Raw genomic sequence first — 26,498 nt, forward strand, 5'->3', positions numbered from 1 at the left:
CCGAATTTACGCTGGAAGGTGATCAGATCCATCTCAGTATACGGCTTGCGCATTGCCACTACTCCTTGATCTCACCGAATTAATTACTTTTCTCATGTTCACTGAGCTAAGGCAATAGCCACATTTTAGAAACAGATTCGTTCTATACCGCTATGCGTAAAGAGTGCCGAGCAGAAAGCGAAAAGATAAATTATAAACACAATGAAATTAAATTTTTTATAAAACATTTTGAGTGCTGCCACTGCCAGTCAGAATTAATCAAGCCAAATTTGAGAACACCGTTAGCAGACATAAAATTTATATGTCTTGCTTGCAACGAAAGTATGGATTATGAAGATGTAATTGAAGCCGCTGTAATTAAATATTATGATAGCCATGATTTTGAAGCAATTTTTGATGGCTGTGAATCTTCACTATCAGAATGCCCTGAATGCTTAAGAGAAACATTTATAGCTGAAGAAGGCTTATGCCCTGTATGTGAATATGAATTGAAATACAAAAATTGTAAGGCATGTAAAATTCCACTATCAGTAGATGAACAACAGTATAATGGCTTTTGTGAGCAATGCTTTATCCTTGACCCTGCTGATTTTGAAGAGGATGCACACTAGCTGTGTACCCTAGCCCTCCCCAGCCCACACCCCATTTCTCCCCAAATCCCGCACGAAATTCCAGCCCGACCCATTGCCAGCCTTAGCCCCTTTTGACCCGCAAAAGACAGCAAAAAGCCCCGCTGGCTGGGGGCCGGAAGGCAGCGGAAACCGGGGCTTTGAAATTAGGTTCCAGTAATAGAGAGAAGAGCGCCAGCATGCGCCGGGGGGCAAAGGAGGCGTTTCATCTCCTTTTAATGATTTCAGCATGTTGGAATTATGGCCCATCAATCGGAAGAAGAGCACCCAGTTCTAGGCAGGGCGGCAAAGGCCCCAAAACAGGGCCTTTCAATAATTTCAGCCTATTAGCAAATAGGTTCCACCTATCGGAAGAGGCCCGCCAAATTCAGGCCAGGGCTGAAAAGGCCCCAAAGCAGGGACTTTAAACAATTTCAGCCTATTAGCAATTACCTTGCATCAATCGGAAGAAGTCGCTCCGAATTACCTTCCACCATAGAGAGAGCACCAAACGCACCACAAGCTTTTCAAGCTGTTTTCTTCTGCAAATTCAGCACATTGAAATTAGGTTGCACTAGGCGGGAGAAGCAACGGCCTACCGCTTTCACTGAGCTGAAATTTCAGCCCAGCTCTTTTTCAATATTTTCAGCATATTGTAAATATGTTGCATCAATCGGAAGAAAGAGGCGGTCTTTCCCTGCCCATTCATCAGGCTTACCCACAGCCAATCAATCACCACTCTTTAGACCATCAAGCGCAAACCTTCAGCTTTCCCCCTACGGGGTAAGACCCTCCAAATGGATAGCTCAAATGGATTTCTGGTCTAATGAGAGATGAATAAATTCAGTTAGTTATGTAGATTGAAAAGCAGGTTCAAATGTCTTGAAAAGATAATAAAATTAGCTAGTTGGAATTAGGTGACACTAGGAGGAAGAAAGACGGTTGCTTGAAAAAGCTACCGCAACCGGAAGGAGGCTAGGGGGCTTCTTTCGGTTTCCCTTTGGGGGGTAGGGGGGGCAACTAAAGATTACTCTAAAGCTCCCCTAAGAAAATACTTAAAACTCCCATAAAGCTTTCTTCCTTTATCTAAATACATTAAAATTTATTCTAAGGTTTTCTTGATTAAATATATTTCTTAAGTTTCTTTCTTTATGTTTTATCATTATGGACTATTTACTTTAGGTTCTCTAAAGAAATAATTATCCATAATTAATAAACAATAAAAACCTATAGTCCATAAACCCCATTTTTCCCATATCTCCCTCCCTCATGCTGCCCCGCTTGTGCTGGTTATGAAGACCACGCAGGCGGGGCTTTCTTCATCATGGGCCGAGGGCTTGAAATATCCACATTTAACCACCGCATGAGAGAGGAACCTTAGTACATGGACAACAGGAACAAGCAACCAAGAACAATTATGGAAAGGCTGGGGGAAGCCGTAGGCGTCAGGCCAGCCATGCAAGGTGGCGGCAGCATAAACACCTACACACCAGCGCAGCCCAACCGCATTGATAGAGACCCACTTGTTGGCTCTGACATGGGGCGTCTTGTGGACGCTTTGCGCCCTTTTGACAAAGCCATAGCCAAAGCGTGGGAAGCCCACATTGACAGGAAAATACTGGAAGATCACGCCTCAGGGAAACGCTTCGCCGCTGAAAACCCAGAAATGACCAAGAACATTGAGGCATTCCGGCAGGCCGCGCTTGCTGACCCCAACATATTGAACCTCTCGCCTCATGTGAAAAAAGCCATTGAAGGCGAAATACTCAAGAACAACGCCAGCCAGTTTGCAGGCTCCCTTGAGGATGCTTACAGCACCAGCGGAATTAAGAACGAGCGTGACCCACAAAAGGTCATGGCTTGGGCGCAAGAACAACGTAAGCAGTACATGCAGCAGCAAGGGCTAGACAAATACGGCGATACTCGCAAGACCGCATTGTTGGCTTCCTTGGTAAAGTGGTGCTTCATGGCAACCACTCAGCCAGAACCGCCCGCCAGCTTGCCCAGGCAACCACGGTTGACGTGAATGGGCAGAAAGTAAACCTCATGTCTCAGCCGGGGATTGCCAAAGGCATTGAGCAGCTTGAAGAGCAGGAAACAGACAAATCATTCAAGGCCGAGACCCGTTCACACACCCGCTTGCAATGGCAACGGGAAGAGTCGGCCCGGTCTGCCATAACTAAGGGATACGAATACGGGGCCGGGGGTTCGGCTGATTTGTCCAGGGCCGAAGTGGTGGACAGGCTCAAGCTTTGCAGCCCTGAGGATTACCCCCACTTCAAGAAGGCAGCCGAAGACGGCCAGCGGGGGCAATTCAAATCCCTGTACCGGGATATTCTCAGGACATGCGAGTACAAAGCTTGCCCGCTCTGGCCCTACCGAATGGGAACCCGGCCAGCCGAAGGAATACCCCACAGACCCCTTAAGGCTTGCCGCTGCTTCTGCGTGGATGAATGCCAAGCAGAACAGGCCAGCCAAGTGCCAGGGTGTCAGGGGAATACTTGGGTGGTCGGCCCTTGCCCGCTCTACAAGTTCCGCATGGGCAGAAGCCCCAATATCTCGCAGGAAGCCAGAGCGAGAATGAAAGGCAGGGCGGGGCATCTCATAGCAGCTAAGGCAGCCCCCAGCCAACGCCAAGTTTAGCTCAAATCAGCCTTGAAAATCTCAAAGCTGAACATTGGCTCACGTCATTAATAATGAATCAAAATCAGCGGCAAAAGGGCCAGAAAGTTGCAGCCCTATAGCCCTTTCAGAACGAAGCCCCAGCAGGAGAGGCCGGAACACGCCTCCCGTGAGTCTGGGGCTACTTTACTGTTAATGATTATCAATAAAATCATTCTTCTGTGAAGAGGTCTTTGACCCGGCAGCCACAGGCACGAGCGATAGAAATGAATGTTTCAAGAGTGCAAGCAGTAAATAGGGAATCCGTCTTAGCCCGATGGATAGTTGCAGAAGAAAGCCCTGTGAGCTTCATAAGCTCCCGAACAGTTATCCCTTTTTCATTTAAAACTTCTTTTACTCGGCTTTTCATCTTTCATCACTCCCATAAAAATTGACTTCGTATATTGACACATGCCACCTCAATAATCTAGTCTGACTTCGTAAATGAAGCCAAACAAGGAGTAACCCAATATGCCTATCTACACACGCAGAGACCCCCAGCGTCCTCTTATAGCCATCGACAGCCGCAACTACGATACCCTTGAAGAAGCGCATGAAGCAGCCTTCGCCGCCGTGGGTAAGGCTTACGGTGTTTCATGGCATGAGTTCGGGGGAGAGTTCTATGGAAAAATAATCATCCAGCCACACATGCTCTTTATCCCAGACGACCCAGAGTTTCCCCCGTATTGCTGGGGCTACAGGTTTAAGCTTGGCGACGTGCTTGTTCTGGTGAATACGGATGATGGCTCAACAGGCAATACCGATGTTGTCTATGTACCTTATAAGATGGTTGCTCATTGGCCTAGCTGCTTGGAGCCTGTGGGCTACAAGAACAATATGGAAGAAGAACCTCAGCCGTATGCTAAAGAGGTGGTTTTTAGTGAAGCATAAAGGGAAGGCTAAAGGGGAGCCAGGGGCAGTTTTGGTAGAAAAATGTGAAAGCCTTACGGCTCCCAAGGCCCGCAGGTTTCCCCCCATGCCCCTTTGGAAAAAACCTTGGGAGGGGCCAGGGGCCGTTACCGTTGACGCTGGCCTTATGGATTGGTAGCTAAGAGGCAAGGCTGTGTATCAGCTCAGAAGCCCCCCAAAAGGGGCAAGGCCCCTGCGCTATGGCGTGAGGGGTCTTTATTTTGGCAGCAGCCCGCCCTGAGCATCACTATTAATGATGTTGGCTTCTATGTAAGCTTCCTTCAGGGCCATTGCCTTGGCCCCGTTGTAGCCCATTGCCAAGATCATGAAGCCGTCACGGGTGAGGTGGTACATGGGAAGGGAGCGGCCAATTGAGTCGATATATTCATTGGCACCAAAATTGGCGGCAATGAAACTCTTTGAAACCGACAGGTTACGAATGTCTCTCGGAACTCTGTCGTGTTCTTTCCCGAACGCCTCAGCCACCTGAAGGCTGGTCACGGTGGGCTTGCCCTCATGGACAGCTACCCGAACCACAGGCAAATTGCTGCTCATATCAAAAGCTTGCTAACCCAACAGCCTATGGCGCTGCCAGATAGGGGGGGATTGTTCGTTTTTTGCGTGTCACAATGGCCCCTTCCGCTTGGCGTGACCGGGGGAAAAGGAGGGTCTAGCCGCCCGTTGGCGGCAGACTATCAGTAACCATACCCCGGCCACCCTTTGCCGCGCTTCGGGGCCGCTTTGGGTGTCGCTCCCTTTGGTCGCTCCGTCAGGTTTTGCTATCCCCCCTTCTATCTGTCAGCAACCCCTGCTTACTATCCCCCCTTGAAAGGGGGGGTGAGCGCAGGGGTATAATGAGGCGGTTCCGCCCCGCACCTTTTCCGCTCCGCAAAGGGGCAGCTTTCATGCCACCCAGCAGCGGCTTACAGATGGCCTTAGTTCGCCCCTGGCTGGCTGGCATGAAAGCTGCTCTTTTCCCTTTGCTACGCTCGATGCTCCCGGCCCCCGAACGCCTAGCGGCGTTCATCCCCCCAACCTCTTTAGCGAGGTTGAAACAGCCAAACGCAAACAGCCCACAAAAAACCGAAGCCGCCTTCAGCCTCTGACGAGCTACTTACGGCCAATTCTCGGCTTCCGTTGGCTTACGGTTTATGTGTGCCGTTTGCTAAGGGTATTCTTGGGGAGATTGGGGAAGTGTGGCTAGGAGGACAACAGGGAAAGCCAAAACTTTCAGCCCTGCCCTACCCTGTTAGTTTGCCGGATTGATGGCTTTACTTCTTGGGAATATGAGCCTAAATTTCTTACACACAACTGCTACACATAGCAAAAAATTGGAAGCTTAAAATACAATTATTTCAGCATGATAAAGCTGGCCTTGATCGAATCTCCCCCTCTCCGCCAGATTTCAAGGGGTTACTGGAAAACAGTAACCCCTTTCTGTTTTTGTGCCATCGTGCCACCGGTTGCAGTCAGCCTGCACGCCGGGCTGTCTGTGGCAACAGCCAAAGGGCGCAACCATATACATTCTTTCAATACAGCTTCCTGCCGCGCACCAAATGAATTCCTTGAACCAACACATTTTTTTGCTGCTCAATGCCGACGCGCAAGCCTCTTCCTTCAGCATCTGGGCTGGCCGCACGCTGGCCGAATGGCCTGTGCCCATCGCCCTGCTGCTTGTGGCCATTGCCTGCTATCGGCAGAATGACCGCAAGCGTTTTGCCCTGCGCACCGTTTTTGGCACGGCTCTGGCCATGGGGCTGGCCCTTGCCATACGGTGCAGCTTCTACAATCCCCGCCCCTTTGTACTGGGCCTTGGCCGCATGCTGATCGAGCACGATGCAACAACTTCCTTTCCCAGCCTTCACGCCACATTTCTTTTTTCTTTGGCATTACCGCTCGTTGCGCAAAATGGTGCGCGCGACACAGCCATTGCCGTCTTGCTGCTGGGGCTGGCCATCGCCTGGGCAAGAATATTTGTGGGCGTACACTACCCACTTGATATGGCGGGGGCATTCATTATCGCTGGCATTGCCGCCGTGGCAGCCTGTGCTGTATTTAAGCAGCGCACGCCGCAATAGAGACGGCGAATCAGGCCTGGAGGCAGAAAAAACGGGGGCGCCTTGAGCATCAAGGCTGGTTGCGACTGTCTGCGCAAGAAGGTGCGCACGCCCCTGACGCAAGAGTTGTGACATCAACGGCGGCGCGGGCCACTGCCTTCGTACAAGGCAAGCACCTTGAAAATATCATTCTGTATCTGCGCAAGTTCGTCCTGTGCTGCATCGGCCTGCTGCTTAAGAATCTTTTCTGTGCGTTTTAAAAAAGCATCGGCCCCTTTTGTCTTGTAGGATTCTTCGTCTCCTATCGAGATAGTGACTGTTTTTCCGTCGCCAACGGGCGAAAGCAACATTTCCTGCCCATCATAAAGTACAAATACTTTTTCTTCCTTACTTTTAAGAACATTTAAGACGAGACGTAATTTATAATTCATAATTGCTCCATTTTTTTGCACTATCAACCAAACATACTACTAATTTATAACTTTCGTGTAAAAATAATTTTCAAAAAAATATTTTATCCCTCATATCTGGCTAAACCACCACAGTATAGTTCTAACCTGAGCGCTTTTTGCTCAAGGTCTGCCAAATTTTTAAAATAATATTTGTTGACAAATCACAGCACCAGCCCTACTTATACACATCACTGATTGGGTATAGTAAATTTTTCGCCAGAGACTTTACATGGGTAAGGCTTCAAGCAGAAAGTCTACCTCCCGTAACCCCTTGGAGTCTCACATGGCTACTTCTATTTATGTTGGTAATCTCTCTTGGTCCGCTACTCAGGAAGGCGTTGAATCCTTGTTCAAGTCTTTTGGCAACGTACATTCCGTCAACCTGATCTCTGACCGCGAAACCGGCCGCGCCCGTGGTTTTGGCTTTGTCGAAATGGACGAAGCCGATGCCCTCAACGCCATCTCTGCCCTTGACGGCAAGGAAGTTGACGGCCGCAACCTGCGCGTGAACAAGGCCGAGCCCAAAAAGCCCGCCGCCCGCCGCTGGTAAGCCCAAGCAGCACTGACTTTGAAAGAGGCCGTGAGCAATCACGGCCTCTTTTTTTATATATGGCCAACACTGCCAGTGCGACCGCGCATCGACATTGCAGACTGTATATCAGAACAAATGCAGCCAGCTGAACGAGGGTATTTTTATCATAGAGCCCTTTGCTTCATGCCAGGTCAACCATGCAGCACATAATCCCTGCTGCCATATCTGAATATAAGCCTGCTGCGCTCTGAATCTGCTGTGCTTGCCCATATGACCAGGCTTGCGGAGGGCATACAGCCGACAGCCATTATACAAAAGGGCCGTAATGATTACGGCCCTTAGATGTATGATTATGTTTTAACAGGGTGTCGCGTCGAGGCGCTCCCTTAATTCATTAGCAAATGATCGCAACTTATTACTAAAATCATCTCTTTTTACTAACGACGTATTCATTCCAAGCCATTTATGCAATTTCAAATCATCCGATGCTGGTGGCAGACTATCAAGATAATTATTCCATCCAGACAAAATTCGTTCAATCTCAGCACGTTGTTTTGAGTTAATCCGCAAAATCCATTCTCCTGTTCCTATTCAAAAAAAGATACCTCCTTCGCACTGACAAAAAAACAGAAACCAGTGCAAAAAACTGGTTATAGGTTGTATAAATAAAACCAATGTAATTATTGGTAATTACCGCTACCCGCAGCTGTATGCACCGAACTACCAAGAACGCCCTCAACATTCTGGTACATGGAAAGAACATGACCAAGGGTGTCATGCCCTTCGGGCGTTTCTCCCCATCCGGCGACACATCTGTCTTTTAAAATCGCCTCAATTTTTTTAATAAAATTTCGAACTCCTTTTGTTGTATATGACATGCCGTCATCAATGTTGATGCTCATCGTTTTTCCATCGCCAGCAGACGTGATCGTCATTTCGTGGCCATCTTGAATGGTGAATTTTTTATTACCCTTACTCATGAGCGCCACAGATGCCAGCTCATACAGATAATTCATAATCCATCCCCTTCTGTTACTACAAAATATATATTAGCATTATAAACCACTTCTGTCTTTACAATTATACAAAATAAAATTTGCAATTTTATATAGCACTTATACAATCATACAACGCTCATTAGCTATTCTTAACTATCTACACATCTAAGCATACTATCTCTAACCAGACAGTCGGCGCTTCAAGCGTTCTGAATGGACAAGCCAGACTTTTTCTTGCTTTTGGCAATACAAACCGCTGTAGCTGAAATAAAAGCCAAAGTGGCATCCACACCAGCAGCGGGCCTCCCCGCCACTCAACTCGTACAATGACCAGCAAGGGCAATCACAACGATAAATACGGCCAAGGCAAACGGCCACCGCATACCATGCATAAGGGCTGGATCACACAACTTTCCGCAGACAAGATACCGAACGCCCTCTGTTTGCTCCTGCCGCACACTGCCACAATCAGCGCCTACGATATGGTGCGCGCCAACCAGCGCAGATTCACCCCTTTTTTGCGAATACTGGCAAAGGGCAGACAGCGCGCCAATAATTTATACTGATGCAATCAACTATCTTGTAATACCAGTTCAAAATTTTGTCATACGAGAATTACATATATTTACAGCTAGTTAACACTTTCAAATACAGATAAAAGAGAATTTCATTTTCCACACAGCAACTAAAGCATAAGCCTACTCAAAAGACAACAAAGTATTACTGATTACAATTTATTAAAGATGTAGTATTATAACACACAAGTGCAATAGGCACGTTACAATACTTTCTTCACGCTGCCCTCCATTAACGTGAAAGTGTTCACATTGTGATTATTTTGCGCTAACTGTTTCAGACAGCAGATTTTTGCCTTCACCCAAGGCAGCATCATGTCCTGAATCGCGAAATTACGACACCATACATTTATATTTTATTATTTGTTGCTCTTGATTTTTATCGTACATCTGGTTGTTCACTGCTTGCTCAATGATTGCCATTTTCTCAAAATTACGTAAATGATGTTCAGGAAGTTTGTAGTGGCGCCTTTTCACCCCAAAATGGTAGTTGTTTAACAATGTTAGCCTGCTATCCTTTTCACAGGGGCGGCTATTTTTTTCACAACACTGCAAAAAACCATAATCTTTTCGCCACTCAGGCCGTTATGCACTGAGCGACAACACGGCTCAAATAAAGAAATTGCAATTCAAGTTTCGCACGGATTTCGGATTCTGCTTATCAGCAAAACATACTGACAATGACCTCTGCCATAAATAACGGCACAGGCAGAAACAACCATTCAAGAGACGTGCATGATGACATATTTATGTTCAACAAAACTGCAACTTTTTTTCTCAATTTGCATATTGCAGCTGTTTTTTGCTTATAATTTCAGCTTTGCGGCAGATCAAAAAACCTACATTGGTTCAAAAAACTGTGCTCCATGTCACGAAGACCAATATAATTCGTTTATAAAGCATTCAAAAAAAGCCCACTCCTGGAATTCTGTAGCCGTCATGAAGCCCAAGCTCAAGGAGCATGAGCTGCAAAAATGCTACGAGTGCCACACCACAGGCTACAACAAAGGCGGATTTAAAAGCATAGAGAGCACGCCTGATCTGGCAGATGTGGGTTGCGAAACCTGCCACGGCCCCGGCAGCGAGCATGCCGAAACCCAGGATCCACAGTCCATTACGCGCAAGCCTGCCGTAGAAACCTGCACGGCATGCCACAGCTCGGAGCGGATCCAGGATTTCAAATTCAAGCCACTGATTTTTTCTGGCGCGCACTAGTCGGGGGTAGCAATGCTTTTATCCAGATCGCTTAACTTCAAAATTACCATGTCCATTGTGGCCATTACCTTTCTGGTAATCAGCTGCATTGTAGCCCTTGAATATGTGGGCGTAAAAAAAATGATGACCGACGAAATTCGTGCGGGCGCACACATGGAGACCGGCCTCATCTACATGGGCATTGAAAAACCCATGATCGTGGGAGACAACAAGGGCACGGCAGAAGAATTCACCAAGATCAAAAATAAATTCAATCATATTTCTGCCTACATGACATCGTATGCGGGCAACATCACCTACAGCACGGATGAAGGTATCCTGCGCAAGGATTACAGTGCAGTAGAGAAAAATAAAGAGCTGGCAAGCCTGCACACCCGTGGACTCAAGGAACCCCTGGAAGAAGCCGTTTTCATCGACCAGAACGGCAAAAAAATTCTGGGCAGCGTTTTTTCCATAAAAAACCAGCGTCGTTGCCACCACTGCCACGGTGATTCGGAACCCATTCTTGGCCAGCTGGTAATGAAACTTGATGTCACCACGGCCTGGGACGCCATGGAAAACCAGCTGCTGCAAACTGCCATCATGGGCGTTGCGGGGCTTGTTGCCCTCATCGGCTTTACCGTACTGGCCATCCGCCATTTTCTTATCCGCAGAATTTCGCGTCTTGTGGCAAATGCCGGGCATGTGGCCGCTGGCAACCTGAGCGTGTCGTTTGAGCAGGAAGGCAAGGACGAACTCGCCCGCCTCTCTACCGACATCGGCTCCATGGTTGCGCAACTCAAGGACAAACTGGGATTTTCAGAAGGCGTGCTCAACGGCATTGCCGCCCCCTGCCTGATCATAGGCGCGGATAAAAAAACGCTTTGGCTCAACCAGCACTTGTGTGATCTGCTTGAAAAATCGCAGCCGCCCCAAAGCTTTATCGGGCAGACGTCGGGCAAAATTCTGTGGAACGACGATGCGCGCGAAACCACGGCAGTACGCGCCGTGTTGCACCGCAAAAAATTTGTAGCCGAGCGTGAGCTGCCGACCGAAAAAGGCAATCTGCGCTATGTAACGGTTACGGCCACGCCTTTTTTTGACATGGATAATACCCTTATGGGTTCGGTGACATTCTGGAACGATATTACCGAAATCAAGAAAAACCAGCGGCAGATTGAAAAGAACGGAGCCATGGTTGCCAGAGTGGCCGAAAACGCGGGCGAAATTGCCTCGCACCTGGCCCAGATATCTGACCATCTGCTTGAGCGTATCGGCCAGACCAGCGAGGGCACGGCCAGCCAGCAGAACAGAATTCGCGAAACTGCAGCGGCTGTGGAAGCCATGAATGCCTCCATACTCGACGTGGCGCGCAACGCTGCCGATGCCTCTGGCAACGCAGGCCAGGCCCGCCAGCGGGCTCAGAGCGGCCAAAAAATCACCGACCAGTCCATTGCTGCCATTGCCGACGTGCGCAGGCACACCACAACCATGAGCTCAGGCCTGCATGATCTTGGCAACAAGGCTCAGGATGTGGGCAAAATTCTTGGCATAATCAGCGACATCGCCGACCAGACAAATCTGCTGGCCCTCAATGCCGCCATAGAAGCCGCCCGCGCAGGCGAAGCTGGCCGGGGTTTTGCCGTTGTGGCCGATGAGGTGCGCAAGCTGGCAGAAAAAACCATGCAGGCCACCATGGAGGTTTCGGCAGCGGTTAAGGGTATTCAGGACAGTGCGCACTCCAATATTTCGCTGATGGACGAAACCGACGCCAGCGTGCAGCAGGGTGTTACCCTGGTCAGTCAGGCTGGCGAAGCCTTGCAGGAAATTGTAACCCAGGTCATGCAAACCGCCGACATGATCGGCGTCATCGCCGCCTCTGCCGATGAGCAATCGGCGGCCTCTGAAGAAATCAACGGCAATATCAGCAACGTAAATTCCATCGCCATGGATATCTCCAACGCCATGGCCGAGCTTGGCACAACTGCCCGAGAGGTGGCCAAAATGGCCGCAGATCTGCGCACAACCATTGCGTCCATGAGCAACGGAAACGGTAACGGGCATTCCTAGCGCGCCCGTTTCAAACGCGTATTCGTGCCCATGACCCCAGCGTAGCCATATAGAAAGGCGGCAAAACTTCGGTTTGCCGCCTTTCTTTCATTCTGGACAGCTTGCCCGCCCTTGACACATTTTAATTAATGTTGAAATAACATTTTATGGAAAGCAAAACTGCCGCAAGTATTTTTGAAGCACTGGCTTCCGAGGTACGCCTTGACCTGTTCAGGGTGCTCGTCAAAAACGCCCCGCAAGGTCTTGTGGCTGGCGAAATTGCGCGGCAGCTCGACATTCCACCTACCAACCTTTCTTTCCATCTCAAGGCTGTGGTACACAGCGGGCTTGTGGCGGTTGAGAAGGAAGGGCGCTTTATGCGCTACAAGGCCAATATTCCCCTGATGCTGGAGGTCATTGCCTACCTTACATCAGAGTGCTGCTCTGAAAATCCGTGCGAATGCCAAAAATTCAGGGCAGAGAGCGGGATATTGCCAGGAATTTTGCCGCAAAAGTGACAACTCGTGGCTGTTTTTTTGGCTTTAATATTTCAACTATTCAACAAATATTAAATAGGCGCACATATGACAAAGCCCACAGAACAACAATGCTGTTGCGGCACAAGCTGTTTAAAAAACTCCACCACAGAACCCGCACGCAACTGGAATATCAGGTACGCGCTGTGCGTTGCCGCCTTGGCCCTCTTGTGGTGGCTGGCGTACTCTGCCATGCAGCCTGCGGCCCACTGGCTGGCGGTAAGCCTGTTTGGCCTGACGCCCGGATCCCCTGCGGCAGAATCGGTAGAATTTTTCTTTTATGACACCGCAAAAATTCTGCTTCTGCTGGTATCGCTCATCTACGCCATTGCCTGGGCCAGAGCGGGGCTGAATGTTGAGCGCGTGCGCGATTATCTGAGCGGCAAGGCGCGCGGGCTGGGGTATTTTCTGGGTTCTGCCTTTGGCGCGGTAACGCCCTTTTGCTCGTGTTCCAGTATTCCGCTGTTTCTCGGCTTTACCACTGCCAATATTCCTGTGGGCATAACCATGGCATTTCTGATTACCTCGCCGCTTATCAACGAGCTGGCTGTGGTTTTGCTGTGGGGCCTGCTGGGCTGGAAGATCACCGTGGCCTATGTGATTGTGGGCATGGTGGCGGGCATTATCGGCGGCTTCCTTATGGACGCCATCAAGGCCGAGCGCTGGCTGCACCCCGCCATTTTGGAGGCCATTGCCAGCATGCCCGCGCAATCGGCTGTTATCACGGCTTCTTCCTCAGCGCGCAAAATTTCTGTGCGTGAGCGGCACAACTTTGCCTGGACAGAAACGTCTTCCATCTTCAGGCGAGTGTGGAAGTGGGTGATCATTGGTGTGGCGCTGGGGGCCGGACTGCACGGCTTTGTGCCAGACAACTGGTTTGCGCAGAACCTCGGCGCTGGCGAATGGTGGTCTGTACCGCTCTCTGTGCTGCTGGGCATTCCGTTGTATTCGAGCGTTACGGGCATCATTCCGGTGATGGAAAGCCTGCTGGGCAAGGGGCTGCCCATCGGCACAACCCTGGCATTCTGCATGAGTACCGTTGTGGTAAGCCTGCCAGAAATGGTCATGCTACGACAGGTTATGACAGTGCGCCTGCTGGCAGTATTTGTGGGCTATCTGCTGGTCATGTTCACCCTTGTGGGCTGGCTGTTCAACATGCTTGGCTCAGTATTGATTTAAAATTCAGGAGCGAACTATGGAAATCAAGGTATTCGGCCCGGGCTGCCCCCGTTGCGTTGAGGCAGAGGGCGTGGTGCGGCAGGCCGCAGCGCAGGCTGAAGGTGAAATTACCGTGCTCAAAATTTCTGATTTCAGAGAAATAATGGCCGCACGCATTATTTCCACCCCGGCGGTAATGGTTGCTGGCGACATAAAGTGTACTGGCAGGGTTCCGAGCGGCGACGAAGTTGCCCAATGGATCAGGGAAGCCCAAGGCTAGCCCTACAAATCTGTATCGAAATTTTTGGCCCGCCACGCCTGGCAACATGCTTGCCCTGCGTGGCGGGCCAAGCTATTATCGGGCGCTGTTCAGGGTGCTATTTCGCACACTTCCACCAAGGCCAAACCCATGCACTATCCCCACATTGCCCTGCTTAAAACCGTAAGCCTGTTTCTGGTTGTGGCCATGCATTGCGTCATGTTTTTTGCCACGCCCTTTCCTTTCTGGAAGCTGTACGCCGAAGCCCCGCAGCCCTTTGCCGATCTGCTCACGGCCATTTCCGGCACAACTATCATCCAGTGCTTCATGATGACCTCTGGCTTTCTGTTTGCTGCGGCGTGGGATTCTGGCAAGCGCACCCCCCTGCAACATCTGCTGCACCGTGGTCGCAGGCTGCTGCTGCCATGGTTTGGCGTGGGCATGCTGTGGGTAGCGCCGCTGTACTGGCTTTTTTCTGTACCTGCCTTTGGCCACCCCGCAGACGCCACACTTGTGGAAACGTGGAAGTCCGTGGCTCTCGGCCTGTTCAACGACCACCTGTGGTTTTTGCTGGTGCTGTTCTGGGTTACCGTTTTCTGGATTGCAGCCTTGGCTGTGCTGAAAAAATGCGGGCGCGACACTGTGGCCGCAGGCTCCATGGTGGCCCTGATCTCCGCCCTGTGCGTGCAGAACTATGGACAGTGGATGACATGGTACTGCCTGTGGGAAGTGCCCACCTTCATTCTGTGCTACTATCTGGGTATTGTGATTTTCAGAAACCACGAAGCGCTTGATTCCCTGTGCCGCCAGCACCCGCTCGCCCTGGGCGCGGGGCTGCTGGCCCTGATAGTGCTGCTGTGGCCCTACGCCTTCGCCCCGGTGAGCGGCTGGGCCGTATCACTGCTGTGCGCCCTGCTCGGCTACCATCTTTTTTTGCTGGCTGGCGGCATCTACCCAAGGCTTCTGGCCTTTGCGCCCTACGCATGGTTTGAGCGCAACGGCTTTCGCCTGTATCTTTTCCATCTGCCCACACCGCTGCTGGTATTCATGTGGCTGTACAAGCCCCTGCAACTGCCGCCCGCTGCCTTTATTTTGCTGAATATTGTCATAACACTGGCGGTAACGGCGGCCATTGTGGCGGCCAGCCGCAAGCTGGAGGCCCGGCTGGGCATAAAACTGTAGAGAGAGATTGAGAGAGAGCAACTTTTGTGGCGCTTACCCCCCTGCCGTTGATCTGACGTGCGCGTTGCGGCGCAGCCAAACCACTATGACGGGAGATATCTGCCATGATGGGATTTTTGAAACTGCTGGTGTCATTCGCCCCTTGGCTGTCGTTTTTGATCATTGCGCATGGCAGCTTGTTTCGGCTGCAACTTGGCCTGTGCGTGGCCCTTGGGCTCAGTATTCTCATGGGTGTGCTCAAGCTTCACCGAGGAATCATTCTCTGGGTGGGGCTGGCCTTTTTTGCAGCAGCCACAGTGCTTGTGGTTGTGTTCAAAAACATGTGGACAGTGCAGTATATGGGCGTTCTGGCTAACGGATCGCTGGCGCTTGGCACTTGGGCTGGCATTGCCATTGGCAAACCTTTTACGGCAGATTACGCCAGAGATCACACCGATCCCTCCCTGTGGAATTCTCCCCTGTTCATGCGCACCAACAACATCATCGCCTCTGTGTGGGGGGGCGCGTTTACGTGCAATGCCCTGCTGGCTTGGCTCAAAATGAAGCAGCTCTTTTTTTCAGAGCTGACCTTTGAGCTGATTTCCTACGCACTGCTCATTGGCGTGGCTGTGTTCACGCAGTGGTACCCCGCCTACCTGCGGCGTCAACGTGCAGCCAGCTCTGCGGCAGCCTGACCCATGCAAGTCGCAACCGTTCAAAAAATTTAATTTTATTTCATCCTACGGCTGCGGGCCTCTGCGCATGCAAAACATGCCTGCATGGCTTGCAAAAGAATGTTGCATGTTGACAAGCGGCGCGAAGGAGAGCATGCGCTTTAACACGTCATGCATGGGCCTGCTTGCAGGCCCCATTTTTTTGCAACAGCCGAGGATGTTACGCCATGAAGAAAATCGCCCTGATCCTTGCCCTGCTGATGAGCACCTTTATGCTCACCGCCTGTGGCTCCAAGTACATTGCCGTTACCAAGGACTACTCTGTCTACATCGGCACCAAGAAGCCCGTTATCAATCCCGAAAACGATTCCGTGAGCTTTGAGGACGAAACCGGCAAAACCCACACCATTCCCCGCGAAGACCTCAAGCAGGTTCGCCCCCTGGCTTAATGGCATTTTGCCTGACCGCCCGCGCGGCGCAGGCACAAAAGAGCAGCCGCCTTACAGCCCACACTTGGGAACCGTAAGGCGGCTGCCTTGTTTTATGCTGTAGCGTATCGGCTAGAACACGGGCACGATGCCGCGTTCAACCAGATTCTTCTGGATGTACGCCTTCACTTCGGGAGACTGCACGGCCTTCATGAGGGCCTTGGCCTTGGGGCTGTCCTTGTCTTCGCTGCGCACAACCACAATGTTGGCGTAGGGAGATTCGCTGCCTTCCATCACAAGGGCGTCACGGGCAGGAACAAGGCCGGCTTCGCCAGAAAAGTTGGTGTTGATGACCGAGGCGGTCACGTCGTCCAGGGTGCGGGGCAGCTGGGCGGCGTCCAGTTCGTGGAACTTGAGGCCCAGGGGATTCTTGGTGATGTCGGCCACGGTCACGAGGGCACCGGGCTTGATGGTGATAACGCCGTTGGCTTCAAGCAGGCGCAGGGCGCGGGCTTCGTTGGTGGGGTCGTTGGGCACAGAGATGCTGTTGCCTTTCTTGAGGTCGGCAAGCTTCTTGATCTTTTTGGAGTACACGCCCAGGGGCTCGATATGCACCTTGCCGATGGAAACAAGGTCAAGCTTCTTTTCCTTGTTCATGTTGTCAAGGTAGGGCTCGTGCTGGAAAAAGTTGGCGAACAGCTGCTTGCTGGCCAGGGCCATGTTGGGCTGCACGTAGTCGGTAAATTCCTTGATGACCAGGTTGTAACCTTCCTTGGCCAGCAGGGGCTTGGCCGCCAGCATAATGTCCTTATGCGGGAAGGGGGTCACGCCGACAACGATGTCTTCAGCGGCGAACGAAGGGGCGGCCAGCGCCAGAACCATGGCCAGAGACAAAAGCAGACGTTTCATAAGCGCTCCTGCAAGGATAAAGGGGGTAGAAAATAGCCAACAGGCCTAGCGCAATATCTTGTAAAGAAAATTACACACGCCCTGTATGAGCAGCACAAGAAGACAAAGAATAATGACAGAATACACCATTATATCGACCTGAAAGCGGTTGTAGCCGTATTTTACGGCCAGATCGCCCAGCCCGCCGCCGCCCACGGTTCCGGCCATGGCCGAATACCCCAGCAGCGTAATGGCAATAACCGCCACATTCAGCACAATGGAAGGCAAAGCCTCTGGAATCAGCACGCGAAAGATGATCTGCGTATTGCTGGCCCCAAAAGAGCGCGCCGCCTCAATAACGCCCCTGTCCACCTCAAGAAAGCAGGTTTCGATCAGCCGCGCCACAAAGGGCGCTGCCGCGATGGTCAGCGGCACAATGGCCGCCGCGCTGCCGATGGATGTACCCACCACAAAGCGGGTAAAGGGAATAAGGGCGATAAGCAGAATGATAAAGGGGAACGAGCGCAGCAGGTTCACCACAAAATCCACAGCCTGATACACCGAGCGGTTGGGCTTGAGGCCAATGGGATTGGTCACAATCATGAGAATCGCCAGCAAAAAGCCCGACAGCAGCGAAAACAGCGTGGAGAGCAGCACCATATCAAGGGTTTCCCAGGTTGCCGTGACAATTTCCGGCAATTTTTCAAGAAACCGCTCCCACAGCGGGTAGTAGGCCGCAAGGCCGCTCATGTTCTCAATCATGCTGTTCACCCGCGTCTTCAGAATAGGCCAGAATTTCCCAGAACAGGTTCTGCGTTTTCAGATAGTGCAACACCGCGTCCAGGTCTTTATCCTGCACGTTGATGATAAGAAAACCAAAAACATCATCAAGATAGCGCTCAAGCTTGCCGCCAACGATGGAAAAATCAATACCCAGGGCGCGCGCCATCTGGGTGATAACGCTCTGCTGCGAAATCTCGCGCGGAAACATGAGGCGAATATTGGTGCCGCCGGGTATGAGCGTGTACTCGTCCTCGACCATGGCCTGCATTTCCTTGGTGGGCGACAGAAAGAGGTTTTCCGTCTTGCCCATGGCCACGGTTTTGCCGCCGTCGAGCATAAGCAGGCCGTGGCACAGCCGTTTGACCACTTCCATCTGGTGCGTAACCATGATGATGGTGAGGTTAAGCCGCCTGTTGATGTCTTCCAGCAGATCAAGAATGGACGACGTGGTTTTGGGGTCAAGGGCAGATGTGGCTTCGTCGCACAGCAGCACGCGGGGGTTGAGCGCCAGCGCACGGGCAATGCCCACACGCTGCTTTTGCCCGCCGCTCAGGCTCTGCACCCGCTGTTTGGCCCTGTCGGCCAGGCCCACAAGCTCCAGCAGCTCCATGACGCGTTCTTCGCGGTTGGGGCTGCCCCACAGCGAAAGCGGAAAGGCCACGTTGTCGAACACGTTTTTGCGCGACATGAGATTAAAATTCTGAAAAATCATGCCCATCTTGCTTTGCAGCTCACGCAGGGCCGTTGCCTCAAGCGAGGCAACTTCAACACCCATCACTTTGACACTGCCCATCTGATAGGGTTCAAGACCATTAAGGCAGCGCAACAAGGTAGACTTGCCCGCGCCAGAATGTCCCACAATGCCAAAAATTTCCCCCTCATGCACATGCATATTGATGTCTTGCAGCACAAGGTGGCTTCCGTAGAACTTGCCAAGATTGGTTACCTGAATCATGCGATGGTTCCTGAGCCTGTTTTCGGTGTCGCCAGACAATGCGATATTTGCCAGCGAAAGTAAAGAATTCACGCAGGCACAGCATGAATAACCCGGCATTATACCTCAAGGAGCAGAGCAAAATCAAGCCGCCTGCCGGGGCCTCGCAAGCGGCGGCTTGCGGGTATGTTTGAGCGGGTATGTTTGAGGTGTGACCGCAGGCATGGACAGCTGCCCGCAATGGTGACACAACCAGTGGCGCAATTGTTTACCTGAACAGTCTGAAAGGATTTTTCCATATGCCACACAACCCCGAATCCCCCTCTGTTCCCGATTCCCATTCCACCGCGCCAGCCAGTACCAACACGCCCGCACACCACGCCCCTTCTTCCGCCCACCGGCAGCGCCGCATTACGCCCACCCTGCTGCGGCGTGGTATCCAGGGGGCCTTTGCCGTCTTTCTCGCCTGGGTGGGCTATAATTTTTACCTCTACGTGCTGTGGGCTACCGGGCAGAGCCAAACCTTCACGCCCAAGCCGCCCTCTGTGGAGGGCTTTTTGCCCATCAGCGAGCTTATGGCAGCCCGCCGCCTGTTTGAAACCGGCCAGTGGGACGCCGTACACCCCGCCGGGCTCACGCTTTTTCTGGCCATTGCCCTCATGGCCCTGCTGTTCCGCAAGGGTTTTTGCGGCTATATCTGCCCTGTGGGCTTTGTTTCCAATCTGTTGGGCTGCCTGGGCCAGCGGCTGGGCCTGAGCCGCACCCCGCCGCGCAGGGTCGAGCTGGCCCTACAGGCGCTCAAGTATATTCCGCTGGCCTTGCTGTGCTACTTCAGCCTGATTGCCATGGGCGTGGACGAAATAAATGCCTTCATGGGAGCGCCCTTCAACATGGTGGCCGATTCAAGCATGCTGTTTTTCTTTTTGCACGCCTCGGCCACAACCCTTGTGGTGGTTGGCGTGATTGTGGCGGCCTCGCTTGTGGTGCGCAATGCGTGGTGCAGATTTTTATGCCCCTATGGCGCTTTTTTGGGCATTCTTGCCTTGGCTAGCCCCATAGCGGTACGCCGCAATGCGGCAACCTGTACTACCTGCCGCCGCTGCCAGCGCGTCTGCCCCTCGGCCATTGCCGTACACCAGAAGCTGCGCGTCAATTCGCCAGAATGCCTCGGCTGCACAGCCTGTATTGAAGCCTGCCCGCAACAAGACTGCCTCCATCTTTCGGCGGGGGGAAGCCGCGTACCGTTCTGGACTGTTGCAGCTGGCTGCCTTGTGGTGCTGCTGGGCGCATACGTATGGGCAGTGTACACCGGGCACTGGACGTCCGAAATTCCCCCAGCCATGCTGCGGCGCTTTCATATGATCCAGTTTGGCGGGTAGCGGGCTTTACGGCTGACAGGCAAAACAGACATGGCGGCAAAGGTGCTCCCTTTGCCGCCATGTCTTATTCTTTGATCGGGCTCTAACCCTTTATCTTACCATACCGGCGCTTCTGCCGGATCACGCTTGATATGGCAGGCCTGGCAATCGGTTGCACGGGGTTTTTCAACCTTCATGCGGGTGTGACAGTCCATGCAGCGCTGGTGGTAGGCCGCCTTGAGCAGGGGCCTGCCGTCGGGCATGGTGGTTGTGCCGGTGGGCAGGCTTGCCGGATGGCACGAAACGCATCTGGGCGGCGTCATGCCCGGCTTGAGGCGCGGGCTGTTGTGGTGGCAGGCCGCGCATTCAAGGCCATCCTTGGCGTGCATGCCCTGCAAGCCAGGGGCCTTGCGGCCAATGGCTGCCCGCAGCTTTTGCAGATGCTGGCCGTGGGCAAAATCCACAGGGCGGAATTCCCTGCTCATGAGCTCTATGCGCACCTTGTCGGGCAGACCGTCAGAAACCGGGCCAAGCTTGGGCGCTTCGGACACGTCAGCGGCAGGCTGGGCAGCATTGGCAGCAGAGACAGAGGGAACAGAACCCGCTGGTTGCAGCACCTTTGCCGCAGCGGCATTGGCTACGGGGTCGGGCTTTGCTGCGGAATTTTTGTCCGGCGGCGGCAAAAGAATGGCCGAAGGCGCGAGCAGAACTTCGGAATCGGCAGCCTGCTTGGCAGCAGCCTTAACCGAGGCTTCCACAGGCAGCAGGATGGCCGACGACGCGAGCTTGGCATCCTGCTGGGCTGCCTGCGCAGAGGGCGCGGGCAGGGTCTGCGGCAGTGCCGGGGTTTCCAGAGCCACCGAGCCTGAAGCTTCAGCGGTTGCGGGCCGCGCCGTGGGCAGATTGCTCGGCAGCATCAGCCCCATGGTGCCCTTTACGCCGGGGGCGGCGCGGTGGCAGAAGGCGCAGTTGTTGCCGCTCTTGCTCACGGGCCGGGGCGTATGACAGCCTGCGCATTCCGGCGCAGCGGTTGTGAGGCTGGTATGGCAGCTCACACAGGAGTTTTTGGACGTAACCGAGTGCATGGCCTGCGCCAGAGGAATGTTCTTGCCCTTGGGATCACCGTTGGGCGTGTGGCAGGTAATGCAGGCCTGCTTGACGCTGGTGTGGTGACAATCCACACAGTTCAGCGCCCTTTCGTGCAGGCTGTGATCAAAGGGCACGGCAGGCATGGCCGTGGCCCACTTGGAGCCCTTGGGGTATATGGGCGCAAGCGGAACCTGTGGCGGCGTAACCTTGTCGCTGAGTACCACGCCGGTGGGCCTGTCCATGGTCATGATGGAGGGGCTTGCCTCAAATCGGGGCAAAGCCTCAAAACGCGCCTTGTCGTGACAGGTGGCGCAATCCACCGGCCCGTGCGGCTGCTTTTGCTCTGCAAGAGCGGCGTGACACTTCATGCACACCTCGTGCGCGGCGGCACGCAGGGGCGGCGGCGTAAAGGCGGCATCCCTGGTGGCAAGCGCCGTGCCGGGGCCACTGGCGTGGCATGTGCGACAGGCATCCACCGTGGGCGGCAGGCTGGGCGCAAAACCCTTGGCATGGTGACAGGCCACACAGCGCTGCGGATCATTTTCCGCCATAATGGCTCCCGCTGCCAGCCCGGCCTGCGGCCTGGCCGGAAAAGCCCCGGATGTCAGATGCCGCTGGTGCAGCGAGGCATCCATTTGCGGCTTGAAGGGCTTTTGCACGGGCAGCCGGGCCGTGTCGTCAACGCTGTGGCAGTTGCGGCACTGGGCCAGCGAAGGGCCAGAGCCCTTTTGGGCGTGGCACGTGGCGCAGGCAGCGTGAAAGGCCATCTTGCGCTCGTCCTTGTCGCTGGAGGCCACACCGGCAAAGGCGCTGAACACAGGCGTCTGCATGATGTTGACCGGCAGGCCCGCACTGTTTTTCTCCACGCCGGGGGCAGCCGCGTGGCAGCTGGCACAGGCGTTGGCCTTGGCGTGGGCCGCGTGGTCAAAGGCCACAACGGGCATTTTGAGTTCTTTGGCACGCTGGCCGCCCAGGTACACAACATTGCCCGCAAGGGGCGCAGATTCGCCCGCCCGTACATCGGGCGCGGCAAAACACAGCACCACGGCAAGCAGCGCGCTGACGGCCATAAACCGCCGGGCGCAAACAGAAACCAGGGCTGTACTACATGTGGTTCGCATTAACTCCCCCCTGGGGACTTTGATCAAAAAAACCATCAGCGCAGCAACCGTGCAAACCGGCAATGGGGCGCACACCACAAAATGATGTGCCCGGCAACAAGGTGCAGCAACAGCCATAATCCATAGCCCGGCATGCCAGACCGAGCCAGCAGGCCGGTAAGGGGCAGCATCACCAGCAGGCCCATGAGCCGCCAGTCGGCCTTTGTGGCAGAGGTGCGCAGATCGGCCAGCAACAGGTGACGCAACGGCAGGGCCAGCGCCCCAAACAGCAGCACCATGGCAAGGCCGTCGGCCCAGCGAAAGGCCATGCCCGGCCAGTCAAGGCCCATGCCGCGCCCGATAAGCACAGCGTGGCCGGGGGCAAACAGCACCACCACAAGGGCGATAAACAGCAGCCAGAATATTACGTCATTAACCAGTACATGCACGGGCCACTGGCCGCGCAGCAGATCAAGGGGCACAAGTCGGGCGCGCCAGCGGGCCACAAAATGGTCGGTAGCGCAACCGTTGGCCCTGCACTGGCGCAGACGCAACACGCACCCAGCGAGGCATCCCAACAGGGACACAAACAGGCCCCAGCCGGTAAGAAATGAAATAAGCGTTGTCATTGCTTGCTCCAGCCTAATCCTTGCCGTTCAGAAAAAGGTAAAAGCCCAGCAGACCGAACAGGGCAAAGCAGATGAATATAAACATCCAGCCCGTACCGGACATGAGGGAGGCGTAAAGCGAGTAAAATACCGTCTGCATGGCATTCTCCCTGTCAGGCTTCGGGTTTGTAATCGGGGTGATCGCGCAGCACGGGCATTTTGGCGCACACAAAGCGGTACACGGTCACCAGCCCCACCAGCATGAACAGCGAAAGCGTAATTTCACCCAGCGAGGGAAAATACTTGAGCTGCGATGGCAGATTGTAGTTGTAGGCCACAAGGCTCACATCCATGCGGTTGAGCATGACCCCAAAAACAGCAAGCCCCGCCGCCAGCCGGATAAGGCCGTAACGCCGTTCACGCACGCCCACGGCAAACATGAAGGCAGGCACAATGACCAGCGCCATCTCAAGCAGCCACAGCAGGCCGTAACCGCTAAACACATGCTTCCAGCCGTTGTCAAGCGTAAGACCGCCTATCTTTATGACAAAATAGCCCATCAGCAGCAGCGATGCGCCGCGTGCAAGGCTCAGGCTCACGCCGTCAAAGCTTTTGGCGTGGTTGTCATCCATATATTTGTGCATTCCAGCGTGGGCCAGCGTGCCCTCAAAAATCACCATGCTGAGCCCGGCGTAGAGGCTTGAAACAAAAAAATACACCGGCAGCCACGATGAATACCACAGGGGGTGCATTTTTGAGGGAACCATCACATACAGCCCGCCCAGCGAAGACTGGTGCAGGGTGGAAAGTATGATGCCCAGCGCCACCAGCGGCATGACCAGCTTCATGAGCATGGCGCGCAGTTTTTGCCAGCCAAGCCACTCGCAGGGAATCACAAACCACAGCACGGCCATGACGCAGAGGTAAAAGAACTCGCACACGCCCACGGTGAACAGCAGCGAGGTAGTACCCTGTGATACAAAGACCGGGTACGGCAGCCGCCACGGCTGGCCCACATCGTACAAAAGATCGGCAATGACAAAGGCATAGCCAAAAAACGCCGTGGTCAGCGCGGGCCGCCACATGGAGCGCAGATTGCTGAACCCGAAGATGTAATAGCCCGCCGCCAGCGTAAAACCGCCAGCAGCCAGAGCCACCCCGCACAACAGGTCAAAACCTATCCACAGGCCCCAGGGGTAGTAGTCGTCAAGATTGGTAACCGCGCCAATGCCCCAGCCAAAGCGCATGACCGTGGCCACTGCTCCGCAAAACAGAATGACGGCGGTAATGATGTTGCCCGGCGTGTTGAGCAGGCCCAGCGTATTTTTCAGCAGTTCCGAAGGCTTCAGCATTTTCCGCCTCCCTGGCCCTTATCGGGATTATCGTCAGCGGGTGTGCAGCCTCTTGCTTGTGCCTGGCTGTCGGCAGGGGCAGCCTGCCCCTGTGCCTGCTGCGCGCCCTCGCGGCGGGCCTGCTCCACCATTTTTTTATAGTGCTTGCTCATGGAATACGCGCCGCCCAGTATCACCGGCCACACGCCCGCAATTACAGCGATGGATCCGAGCATGCCGCGTGTAAGCTCCGGCGCGGAAACAGCGGGCACATCCGGCTGCCCCAGCTCGGCGTGCGCCACGGGCGAAAGATACAGCCAGTTGGTGCCGCCCATTTCAAGCTCGCCGTAAATGTGGTCTTCGTACATGCCGGGGTTGTCCATGATACGACGGCGGGCCAGCTTTATGAGGTCGCTGCGCCTGCCAAAAACCAGGGCCTCCTTGGGGCAGGCCTCCACACAGCCGGGCAGCTTGCCTTCCTTGAGGCGCGGGGCGCACATGGTGCATTTGTACACCAGCGGATTCCAGGCATTGTTGTAGTCGTAAGCCGGCACGTAAAACGGACAGGCCATCATGCAGTAGCGGCAACCCACGCACAGCTTGGGATTGTACACCACCGGCCCCTGCTCTGTTTTCACAAAGGCTTTGACAAAACAGGCCGAGGCGCAGGCCGGTTCCTGACAGTGATTGCACTGCAACTTGCGGAACACGGGCGCGTGCCCTTGAGGTTCATATTTATTGACAACCGTGTAGGCCCTGAAGGTCGGCCTGCGGGTCTGCTCAAAAACAGAGCTGTCGTCAGCGGGCTTTTCCAGCGGGGGCAGCACGTCGGCATTGACCTTCTGGCAGCCTTCCTCGCACTTGCGGCAGCCAATGCAGCGTACCGAATCGTGCAGCACGCCCACGGCATCTGGGCTTCCATCCAGGGCAAAGCGGGCGGCCCCGGCAGTGCCGGGAAGCGCCGCTCCGGCCACGCCGCCCATGCCCAATATTTTCAAAAACTGTCTGCGCCGCATGGCGATCCTCCCCTGCTTGCGCATTGCATCACTTCATGCCCCATTTCTGCCATGGGGCAAGCCGCCAAGGCGGCGCCGTAAACACGCACCCTGCGGCTATGGGCTGGCAATAGCGCCCACATCCTCATTTTCTGCCAGAAAGGCAGCGTAATCCTCATCAAGATACTGCGCGGAATACAGATACACCGTGCCCACAGAGCTTTCTGTAAACCTGATGTCGGCGTATTCCGCATTTTCAGCCATGTCGCGCAGGCACTGCTGCAAGGCCTCTGCCTCAAAAAGAAAGGGCGGATACTCAAATATCTCAAGGGGTACAGGCCGGGGGTAGTCGCGTGAGCTCTCGCGCACCACGCTTGCGATCTGCACCATTCTGTTATTGCCCGTGGAAAGAATACGGGCATACAGGCTGCTCATTTGCGGCTTGTAGTGGTAGTATTCCCTGTTATCCCAAGCGGTAAAAACCGCCACATCTTCGTTTTCGGCCAGCAGCCCGGCCAGCAGGGCCGCCGCATACTCGCGCTCAATCACGCGCGGGGCGGCTGCGGCCTGTGCTGCCTTTTCTGTAGCCGTTTCTGTGGCCGTTTCTGTAGCCAGCCCGGCCACCGGCTCCCCAGCCTCAGCCGGAACAGCCAAAGCCTCTGCGGGGTGCAGCAGCGAACTCAGCAACTGCCTGCGGCTCAGCAGGCGGCGTGTTTTGCGCAGGCCCGGCACTTCCGGGTCGGGAGCAGATCCGGGCTGGGCTTTTTCCATGGCCTTGATGCGGGCCATGTCTGCGGCCACGGTCTGCGAATCCGGCCCTTCAAAACGGGGGTCGGGCAGGCTTTCCAGCTCCTGGCGCACCTGGGCAACGGTAACGGGCGGCGTGGCCGCCGCGCGCTCCATAAAGGCTGCCAGCAGTTCGTCGGCGGTTACAAGGCGCTCGTCACTGCTGAAATCGGCCAGCGTTTCCACCAGCAGCACCGTGTCGGCCTTGCGCTGGTTTACCAGCTGCTGATCACCGGCCTGCTCCGTTTGCTCCACTGCGGGGGCATGGCCGCCGGTCTGCCCTGTTTGCGCAGCGGCTTCGCCGCCCCCGTCAAGGGGGGCGGCAAGCTGCGCCTGATTCTGGCCCTGATTCTGGTTACTCATAGATTCTCCAAG

27 protein-coding genes are annotated in these 26,498 nt (G+C 54.0%); 14 read left to right on the top strand and 13 right to left on the bottom strand.

Features of this window, described 5'->3' with window-relative positions:
* Positions 1-323 precede the first annotated feature (323 nt).
* Together ACE3NW_RS08995 and ACE3NW_RS09000 are read left to right on the top strand one after the other, a co-directional pair.
* Positions 324-611, top strand: coding sequence for a hypothetical protein (locus ACE3NW_RS08995; RefSeq protein WP_374282569.1), 288 nt, complete (start codon positions 324-326; stop codon positions 609-611).
* A 1,381-nt stretch (positions 612-1,992) separates the two neighbouring features.
* The gene (locus ACE3NW_RS09000) at positions 1,993-2,634 is read left to right on the top strand and encodes a hypothetical protein (protein WP_374282571.1); all 642 of its coding nucleotides are present in this window, start codon (positions 1,993-1,995) and stop codon (positions 2,632-2,634) included.
* Positions 2,635-3,441: 807 nt separating this feature from the next.
* Here ACE3NW_RS09000 and ACE3NW_RS09005 read toward each other — a convergent pair.
* Positions 3,442-3,639, bottom strand: a complete 198-nt coding sequence (locus ACE3NW_RS09005) for a helix-turn-helix domain-containing protein (RefSeq protein WP_374282573.1) — start codon at positions 3,637-3,639, stop codon at positions 3,442-3,444.
* 101 nt (positions 3,640-3,740) lie between these two features.
* Here ACE3NW_RS09005 and ACE3NW_RS09010 point away from each other — a divergent pair, with 101 nt between their 5' ends.
* Entirely contained in the window at positions 3,741-4,160 is a 420-nt protein-coding gene (locus tag ACE3NW_RS09010; RefSeq protein WP_374282575.1) for a hypothetical protein, read from the top strand.
* A 234-nt stretch (positions 4,161-4,394) separates the two neighbouring features.
* Here ACE3NW_RS09010 and ACE3NW_RS09015 read toward each other — a convergent pair whose 3' ends face one another.
* Positions 4,395-4,733, bottom strand: coding sequence for a Rha family transcriptional regulator (locus ACE3NW_RS09015; protein WP_374282577.1), 339 nt, complete (start codon positions 4,731-4,733; stop codon positions 4,395-4,397).
* Between the two features lie 1,010 nt (positions 4,734-5,743).
* On the opposite strand from ACE3NW_RS09015, the gene ACE3NW_RS09020 reads away from it, so the two are divergent.
* Positions 5,744-6,256, top strand: a complete 513-nt coding sequence (locus ACE3NW_RS09020; protein ID WP_374282579.1) for a phosphatase PAP2 family protein — start codon at positions 5,744-5,746, stop codon at positions 6,254-6,256.
* A gap of 113 nt (positions 6,257-6,369) precedes the next feature.
* Here the strand turns inward: ACE3NW_RS09020 and ACE3NW_RS09025 are convergent, their stop codons facing one another.
* Positions 6,370-6,666: a hypothetical protein gene (locus ACE3NW_RS09025; RefSeq protein WP_374282581.1), complete on the bottom strand. Its 297-nt coding sequence runs from the start codon at positions 6,664-6,666 to the stop codon at positions 6,370-6,372.
* A 304-nt stretch (positions 6,667-6,970) separates the two neighbouring features.
* On the opposite strand from ACE3NW_RS09025, the gene ACE3NW_RS09030 reads away from it, so the two are divergent.
* Entirely contained in the window at positions 6,971-7,237 is a 267-nt protein-coding gene (locus ACE3NW_RS09030) for an RNA recognition motif domain-containing protein (RefSeq protein ID WP_374282583.1), read from the top strand.
* A gap of 662 nt (positions 7,238-7,899) precedes the next feature.
* Here the strand turns inward: ACE3NW_RS09030 and ACE3NW_RS09035 are convergent.
* Positions 7,900-8,235 (bottom strand): hypothetical protein, encoded by a 336-nt coding sequence (locus ACE3NW_RS09035; RefSeq protein WP_374282585.1) that lies wholly within the window; start codon positions 8,233-8,235, stop codon positions 7,900-7,902.
* 1,295 nt (positions 8,236-9,530) lie between these two features.
* Between ACE3NW_RS09035 and ACE3NW_RS09040 the strand changes: the two genes are divergently transcribed.
* The 8 genes from ACE3NW_RS09040 (at position 9,531) to ACE3NW_RS09075 (ending at position 16,272) form a co-directional block, all read left to right on the top strand.
* On the top strand, positions 9,531-10,007 hold the full coding sequence (locus ACE3NW_RS09040) for a multiheme c-type cytochrome (protein ID WP_374282681.1): 477 nt from the start codon (positions 9,531-9,533) through the stop codon (positions 10,005-10,007).
* A 12-nt stretch (positions 10,008-10,019) separates the two neighbouring features.
* Entirely contained in the window at positions 10,020-12,056 is a 2,037-nt protein-coding gene (locus ACE3NW_RS09045) for a methyl-accepting chemotaxis protein (RefSeq protein ID WP_374282587.1), read from the top strand.
* 146 nt (positions 12,057-12,202) lie between these two features.
* Positions 12,203-12,553 carry an ArsR/SmtB family transcription factor gene (locus ACE3NW_RS09050; RefSeq protein WP_374282589.1) on the top strand — a complete coding sequence of 117 codons (351 nt, stop codon included), beginning with the start codon at positions 12,203-12,205 and terminating at the stop codon, positions 12,551-12,553.
* Between the two features lie 66 nt (positions 12,554-12,619).
* Positions 12,620-13,750 carry a permease gene (locus tag ACE3NW_RS09055; protein WP_374282591.1) on the top strand — a complete coding sequence of 377 codons (1,131 nt, stop codon included), beginning with the start codon at positions 12,620-12,622 and terminating at the stop codon, positions 13,748-13,750.
* 16 nt (positions 13,751-13,766) lie between these two features.
* The gene (locus ACE3NW_RS09060) at positions 13,767-14,009 is read left to right on the top strand and encodes a thioredoxin family protein (protein WP_374282593.1); all 243 of its coding nucleotides are present in this window, start codon (positions 13,767-13,769) and stop codon (positions 14,007-14,009) included.
* Between the two features lie 129 nt (positions 14,010-14,138).
* Complete coding sequence (locus tag ACE3NW_RS09065; RefSeq protein WP_374282596.1) at positions 14,139-15,170, top strand: acyltransferase family protein; 1,032 nt, start codon at positions 14,139-14,141, stop codon at positions 15,168-15,170.
* Between the two features lie 104 nt (positions 15,171-15,274).
* On the top strand, positions 15,275-15,844 hold the full coding sequence (locus tag ACE3NW_RS09070; protein WP_374282598.1) for a hypothetical protein: 570 nt from the start codon (positions 15,275-15,277) through the stop codon (positions 15,842-15,844).
* Positions 15,845-16,050: 206 nt separating this feature from the next.
* The gene (locus ACE3NW_RS09075) at positions 16,051-16,272 is read left to right on the top strand and encodes a YgdI/YgdR family lipoprotein (protein ID WP_374282600.1); all 222 of its coding nucleotides are present in this window, start codon (positions 16,051-16,053) and stop codon (positions 16,270-16,272) included.
* A gap of 111 nt (positions 16,273-16,383) precedes the next feature.
* On the opposite strand, the gene ACE3NW_RS09080 is transcribed toward ACE3NW_RS09075, so the two are convergent.
* From ACE3NW_RS09080 to ACE3NW_RS09090, 3 genes are read right to left on the bottom strand one after another with little or no spacing between them, the layout of a single operon-like run.
* On the bottom strand, positions 16,384-17,160 hold the full coding sequence (locus ACE3NW_RS09080; protein ID WP_374282602.1) for a MetQ/NlpA family ABC transporter substrate-binding protein: 777 nt from the start codon (positions 17,158-17,160) through the stop codon (positions 16,384-16,386).
* Between the two features lie 45 nt (positions 17,161-17,205).
* Positions 17,206-17,901, bottom strand: coding sequence for a methionine ABC transporter permease (locus ACE3NW_RS09085; RefSeq protein WP_374282604.1), 696 nt, complete (start codon positions 17,899-17,901; stop codon positions 17,206-17,208).
* Positions 17,894-18,877, bottom strand: a complete 984-nt coding sequence (locus tag ACE3NW_RS09090; protein ID WP_374282606.1) for a methionine ABC transporter ATP-binding protein — start codon at positions 18,875-18,877, stop codon at positions 17,894-17,896. Before ACE3NW_RS09090 ends, ACE3NW_RS09085 begins: the two co-directional genes overlap by 8 nt.
* Positions 18,878-19,155: 278 nt before the next feature.
* Here ACE3NW_RS09090 and ACE3NW_RS09095 point away from each other — a divergent pair, with 278 nt between their 5' ends.
* Complete coding sequence (locus ACE3NW_RS09095) at positions 19,156-20,235, top strand: 4Fe-4S binding protein (RefSeq protein WP_374282608.1); 1,080 nt, start codon at positions 19,156-19,158, stop codon at positions 20,233-20,235.
* A gap of 95 nt (positions 20,236-20,330) precedes the next feature.
* On the opposite strand, the gene ACE3NW_RS09100 is transcribed toward ACE3NW_RS09095, so the two are convergent.
* The 6 genes from ACE3NW_RS09100 to ACE3NW_RS09125 all read right to left on the bottom strand — a co-directional run bounded on the left by ACE3NW_RS09100 (position 20,331) and on the right by ACE3NW_RS09125 (position 26,486).
* Positions 20,331-22,424: a cytochrome c3 family protein gene (locus tag ACE3NW_RS09100; RefSeq protein WP_374282610.1), complete on the bottom strand. Its 2,094-nt coding sequence runs from the start codon at positions 22,422-22,424 to the stop codon at positions 20,331-20,333.
* Between the two features lie 35 nt (positions 22,425-22,459).
* Entirely contained in the window at positions 22,460-23,032 is a 573-nt protein-coding gene (locus tag ACE3NW_RS09105; protein ID WP_374282612.1) for a hypothetical protein, read from the bottom strand.
* A 13-nt stretch (positions 23,033-23,045) separates the two neighbouring features.
* Positions 23,046-23,171: a hypothetical protein gene (locus ACE3NW_RS09110; RefSeq protein ID WP_022658500.1), complete on the bottom strand. Its 126-nt coding sequence runs from the start codon at positions 23,169-23,171 to the stop codon at positions 23,046-23,048.
* Positions 23,172-23,184: 13 nt separating this feature from the next.
* Entirely contained in the window at positions 23,185-24,363 is a 1,179-nt protein-coding gene (nrfD, locus tag ACE3NW_RS09115; RefSeq protein ID WP_374282615.1) for an NrfD/PsrC family molybdoenzyme membrane anchor subunit, read from the bottom strand.
* Positions 24,357-25,358, bottom strand: a complete 1,002-nt coding sequence (hmcB, locus tag ACE3NW_RS09120) for a sulfate respiration complex iron-sulfur protein HmcB (RefSeq protein WP_374282617.1) — start codon at positions 25,356-25,358, stop codon at positions 24,357-24,359. Before hmcB ends, nrfD begins: the two co-directional genes overlap by 7 nt.
* Before the next feature lie 96 nt (positions 25,359-25,454).
* Entirely contained in the window at positions 25,455-26,486 is a 1,032-nt protein-coding gene (locus ACE3NW_RS09125; protein WP_374282619.1) for a hypothetical protein, read from the bottom strand.
* Between the last annotated feature and the right edge of the window lie 12 nt (positions 26,487-26,498).

It is taken from the genome of Desulfovibrio sp. (genome assembly GCF_041907885.1).
GTDB lineage: Bacteria > Desulfobacterota > Desulfovibrionia > Desulfovibrionales > Desulfovibrionaceae > Desulfovibrio.

What these genes read in the sequence shown, in the direction of transcription:
- ACE3NW_RS09090 (WP_374282606.1), bottom strand. Translation starts at nt 18,877, where the DNA reads ATGATTCAGGTAACCAATCTTGGCAAGTTCTACGGAAGCCACCTTGTG.
- ACE3NW_RS09085 (WP_374282604.1), bottom strand. Translation starts at nt 17,901, where the DNA reads ATGATTGAGAACATGAGCGGCCTTGCGGCCTACTACCCGCTGTGGGAG.
- ACE3NW_RS09040 (WP_374282681.1), top strand. Translation starts at nt 9,531, where the DNA reads ATGACATATTTATGTTCAACAAAACTGCAACTTTTTTTCTCAATTTGC.
- ACE3NW_RS09105 (WP_374282612.1), bottom strand. Translation starts at nt 23,032, where the DNA reads ATGACAACGCTTATTTCATTTCTTACCGGCTGGGGCCTGTTTGTGTCC.
- ACE3NW_RS09015 (WP_374282577.1), bottom strand. Translation starts at nt 4,733, where the DNA reads ATGAGCAGCAATTTGCCTGTGGTTCGGGTAGCTGTCCATGAGGGCAAG.
- ACE3NW_RS09045 (WP_374282587.1), top strand. Translation starts at nt 10,020, where the DNA reads ATGCTTTTATCCAGATCGCTTAACTTCAAAATTACCATGTCCATTGTG.
- ACE3NW_RS09000 (WP_374282571.1), top strand. Translation starts at nt 1,993, where the DNA reads ATGGACAACAGGAACAAGCAACCAAGAACAATTATGGAAAGGCTGGGG.
- ACE3NW_RS09060 (WP_374282593.1), top strand. Translation starts at nt 13,767, where the DNA reads ATGGAAATCAAGGTATTCGGCCCGGGCTGCCCCCGTTGCGTTGAGGCA.
- ACE3NW_RS09050 (WP_374282589.1), top strand. Translation starts at nt 12,203, where the DNA reads ATGGAAAGCAAAACTGCCGCAAGTATTTTTGAAGCACTGGCTTCCGAG.
- ACE3NW_RS09110 (WP_022658500.1), bottom strand. Translation starts at nt 23,171, where the DNA reads ATGCAGACGGTATTTTACTCGCTTTACGCCTCCCTCATGTCCGGTACG.
- ACE3NW_RS09095 (WP_374282608.1), top strand. Translation starts at nt 19,156, where the DNA reads ATGCCACACAACCCCGAATCCCCCTCTGTTCCCGATTCCCATTCCACC.
- ACE3NW_RS09100 (WP_374282610.1), bottom strand. Translation starts at nt 22,424, where the DNA reads ATGCGAACCACATGTAGTACAGCCCTGGTTTCTGTTTGCGCCCGGCGG.
- ACE3NW_RS09035 (WP_374282585.1), bottom strand. Translation starts at nt 8,235, where the DNA reads ATGAATTATCTGTATGAGCTGGCATCTGTGGCGCTCATGAGTAAGGGT.
- ACE3NW_RS09010 (WP_374282575.1), top strand. Translation starts at nt 3,741, where the DNA reads ATGCCTATCTACACACGCAGAGACCCCCAGCGTCCTCTTATAGCCATC.
- nrfD (WP_374282615.1), bottom strand. Translation starts at nt 24,363, where the DNA reads ATGCTGAAGCCTTCGGAACTGCTGAAAAATACGCTGGGCCTGCTCAAC.
- ACE3NW_RS09070 (WP_374282598.1), top strand. Translation starts at nt 15,275, where the DNA reads ATGATGGGATTTTTGAAACTGCTGGTGTCATTCGCCCCTTGGCTGTCG.
- ACE3NW_RS09075 (WP_374282600.1), top strand. Translation starts at nt 16,051, where the DNA reads ATGAAGAAAATCGCCCTGATCCTTGCCCTGCTGATGAGCACCTTTATG.
- ACE3NW_RS08995 (WP_374282569.1), top strand. Translation starts at nt 324, where the DNA reads ATGGATTATGAAGATGTAATTGAAGCCGCTGTAATTAAATATTATGAT.
- ACE3NW_RS09025 (WP_374282581.1), bottom strand. Translation starts at nt 6,666, where the DNA reads ATGAATTATAAATTACGTCTCGTCTTAAATGTTCTTAAAAGTAAGGAA.
- ACE3NW_RS09125 (WP_374282619.1), bottom strand. Translation starts at nt 26,486, where the DNA reads ATGAGTAACCAGAATCAGGGCCAGAATCAGGCGCAGCTTGCCGCCCCC.
- ACE3NW_RS09055 (WP_374282591.1), top strand. Translation starts at nt 12,620, where the DNA reads ATGACAAAGCCCACAGAACAACAATGCTGTTGCGGCACAAGCTGTTTA.
- ACE3NW_RS09030 (WP_374282583.1), top strand. Translation starts at nt 6,971, where the DNA reads ATGGCTACTTCTATTTATGTTGGTAATCTCTCTTGGTCCGCTACTCAG.
- ACE3NW_RS09005 (WP_374282573.1), bottom strand. Translation starts at nt 3,639, where the DNA reads ATGAAAAGCCGAGTAAAAGAAGTTTTAAATGAAAAAGGGATAACTGTT.
- ACE3NW_RS09065 (WP_374282596.1), top strand. Translation starts at nt 14,139, where the DNA reads ATGCACTATCCCCACATTGCCCTGCTTAAAACCGTAAGCCTGTTTCTG.
- ACE3NW_RS09080 (WP_374282602.1), bottom strand. Translation starts at nt 17,160, where the DNA reads ATGAAACGTCTGCTTTTGTCTCTGGCCATGGTTCTGGCGCTGGCCGCC.
- hmcB (WP_374282617.1), bottom strand. Translation starts at nt 25,358, where the DNA reads ATGCGGCGCAGACAGTTTTTGAAAATATTGGGCATGGGCGGCGTGGCC.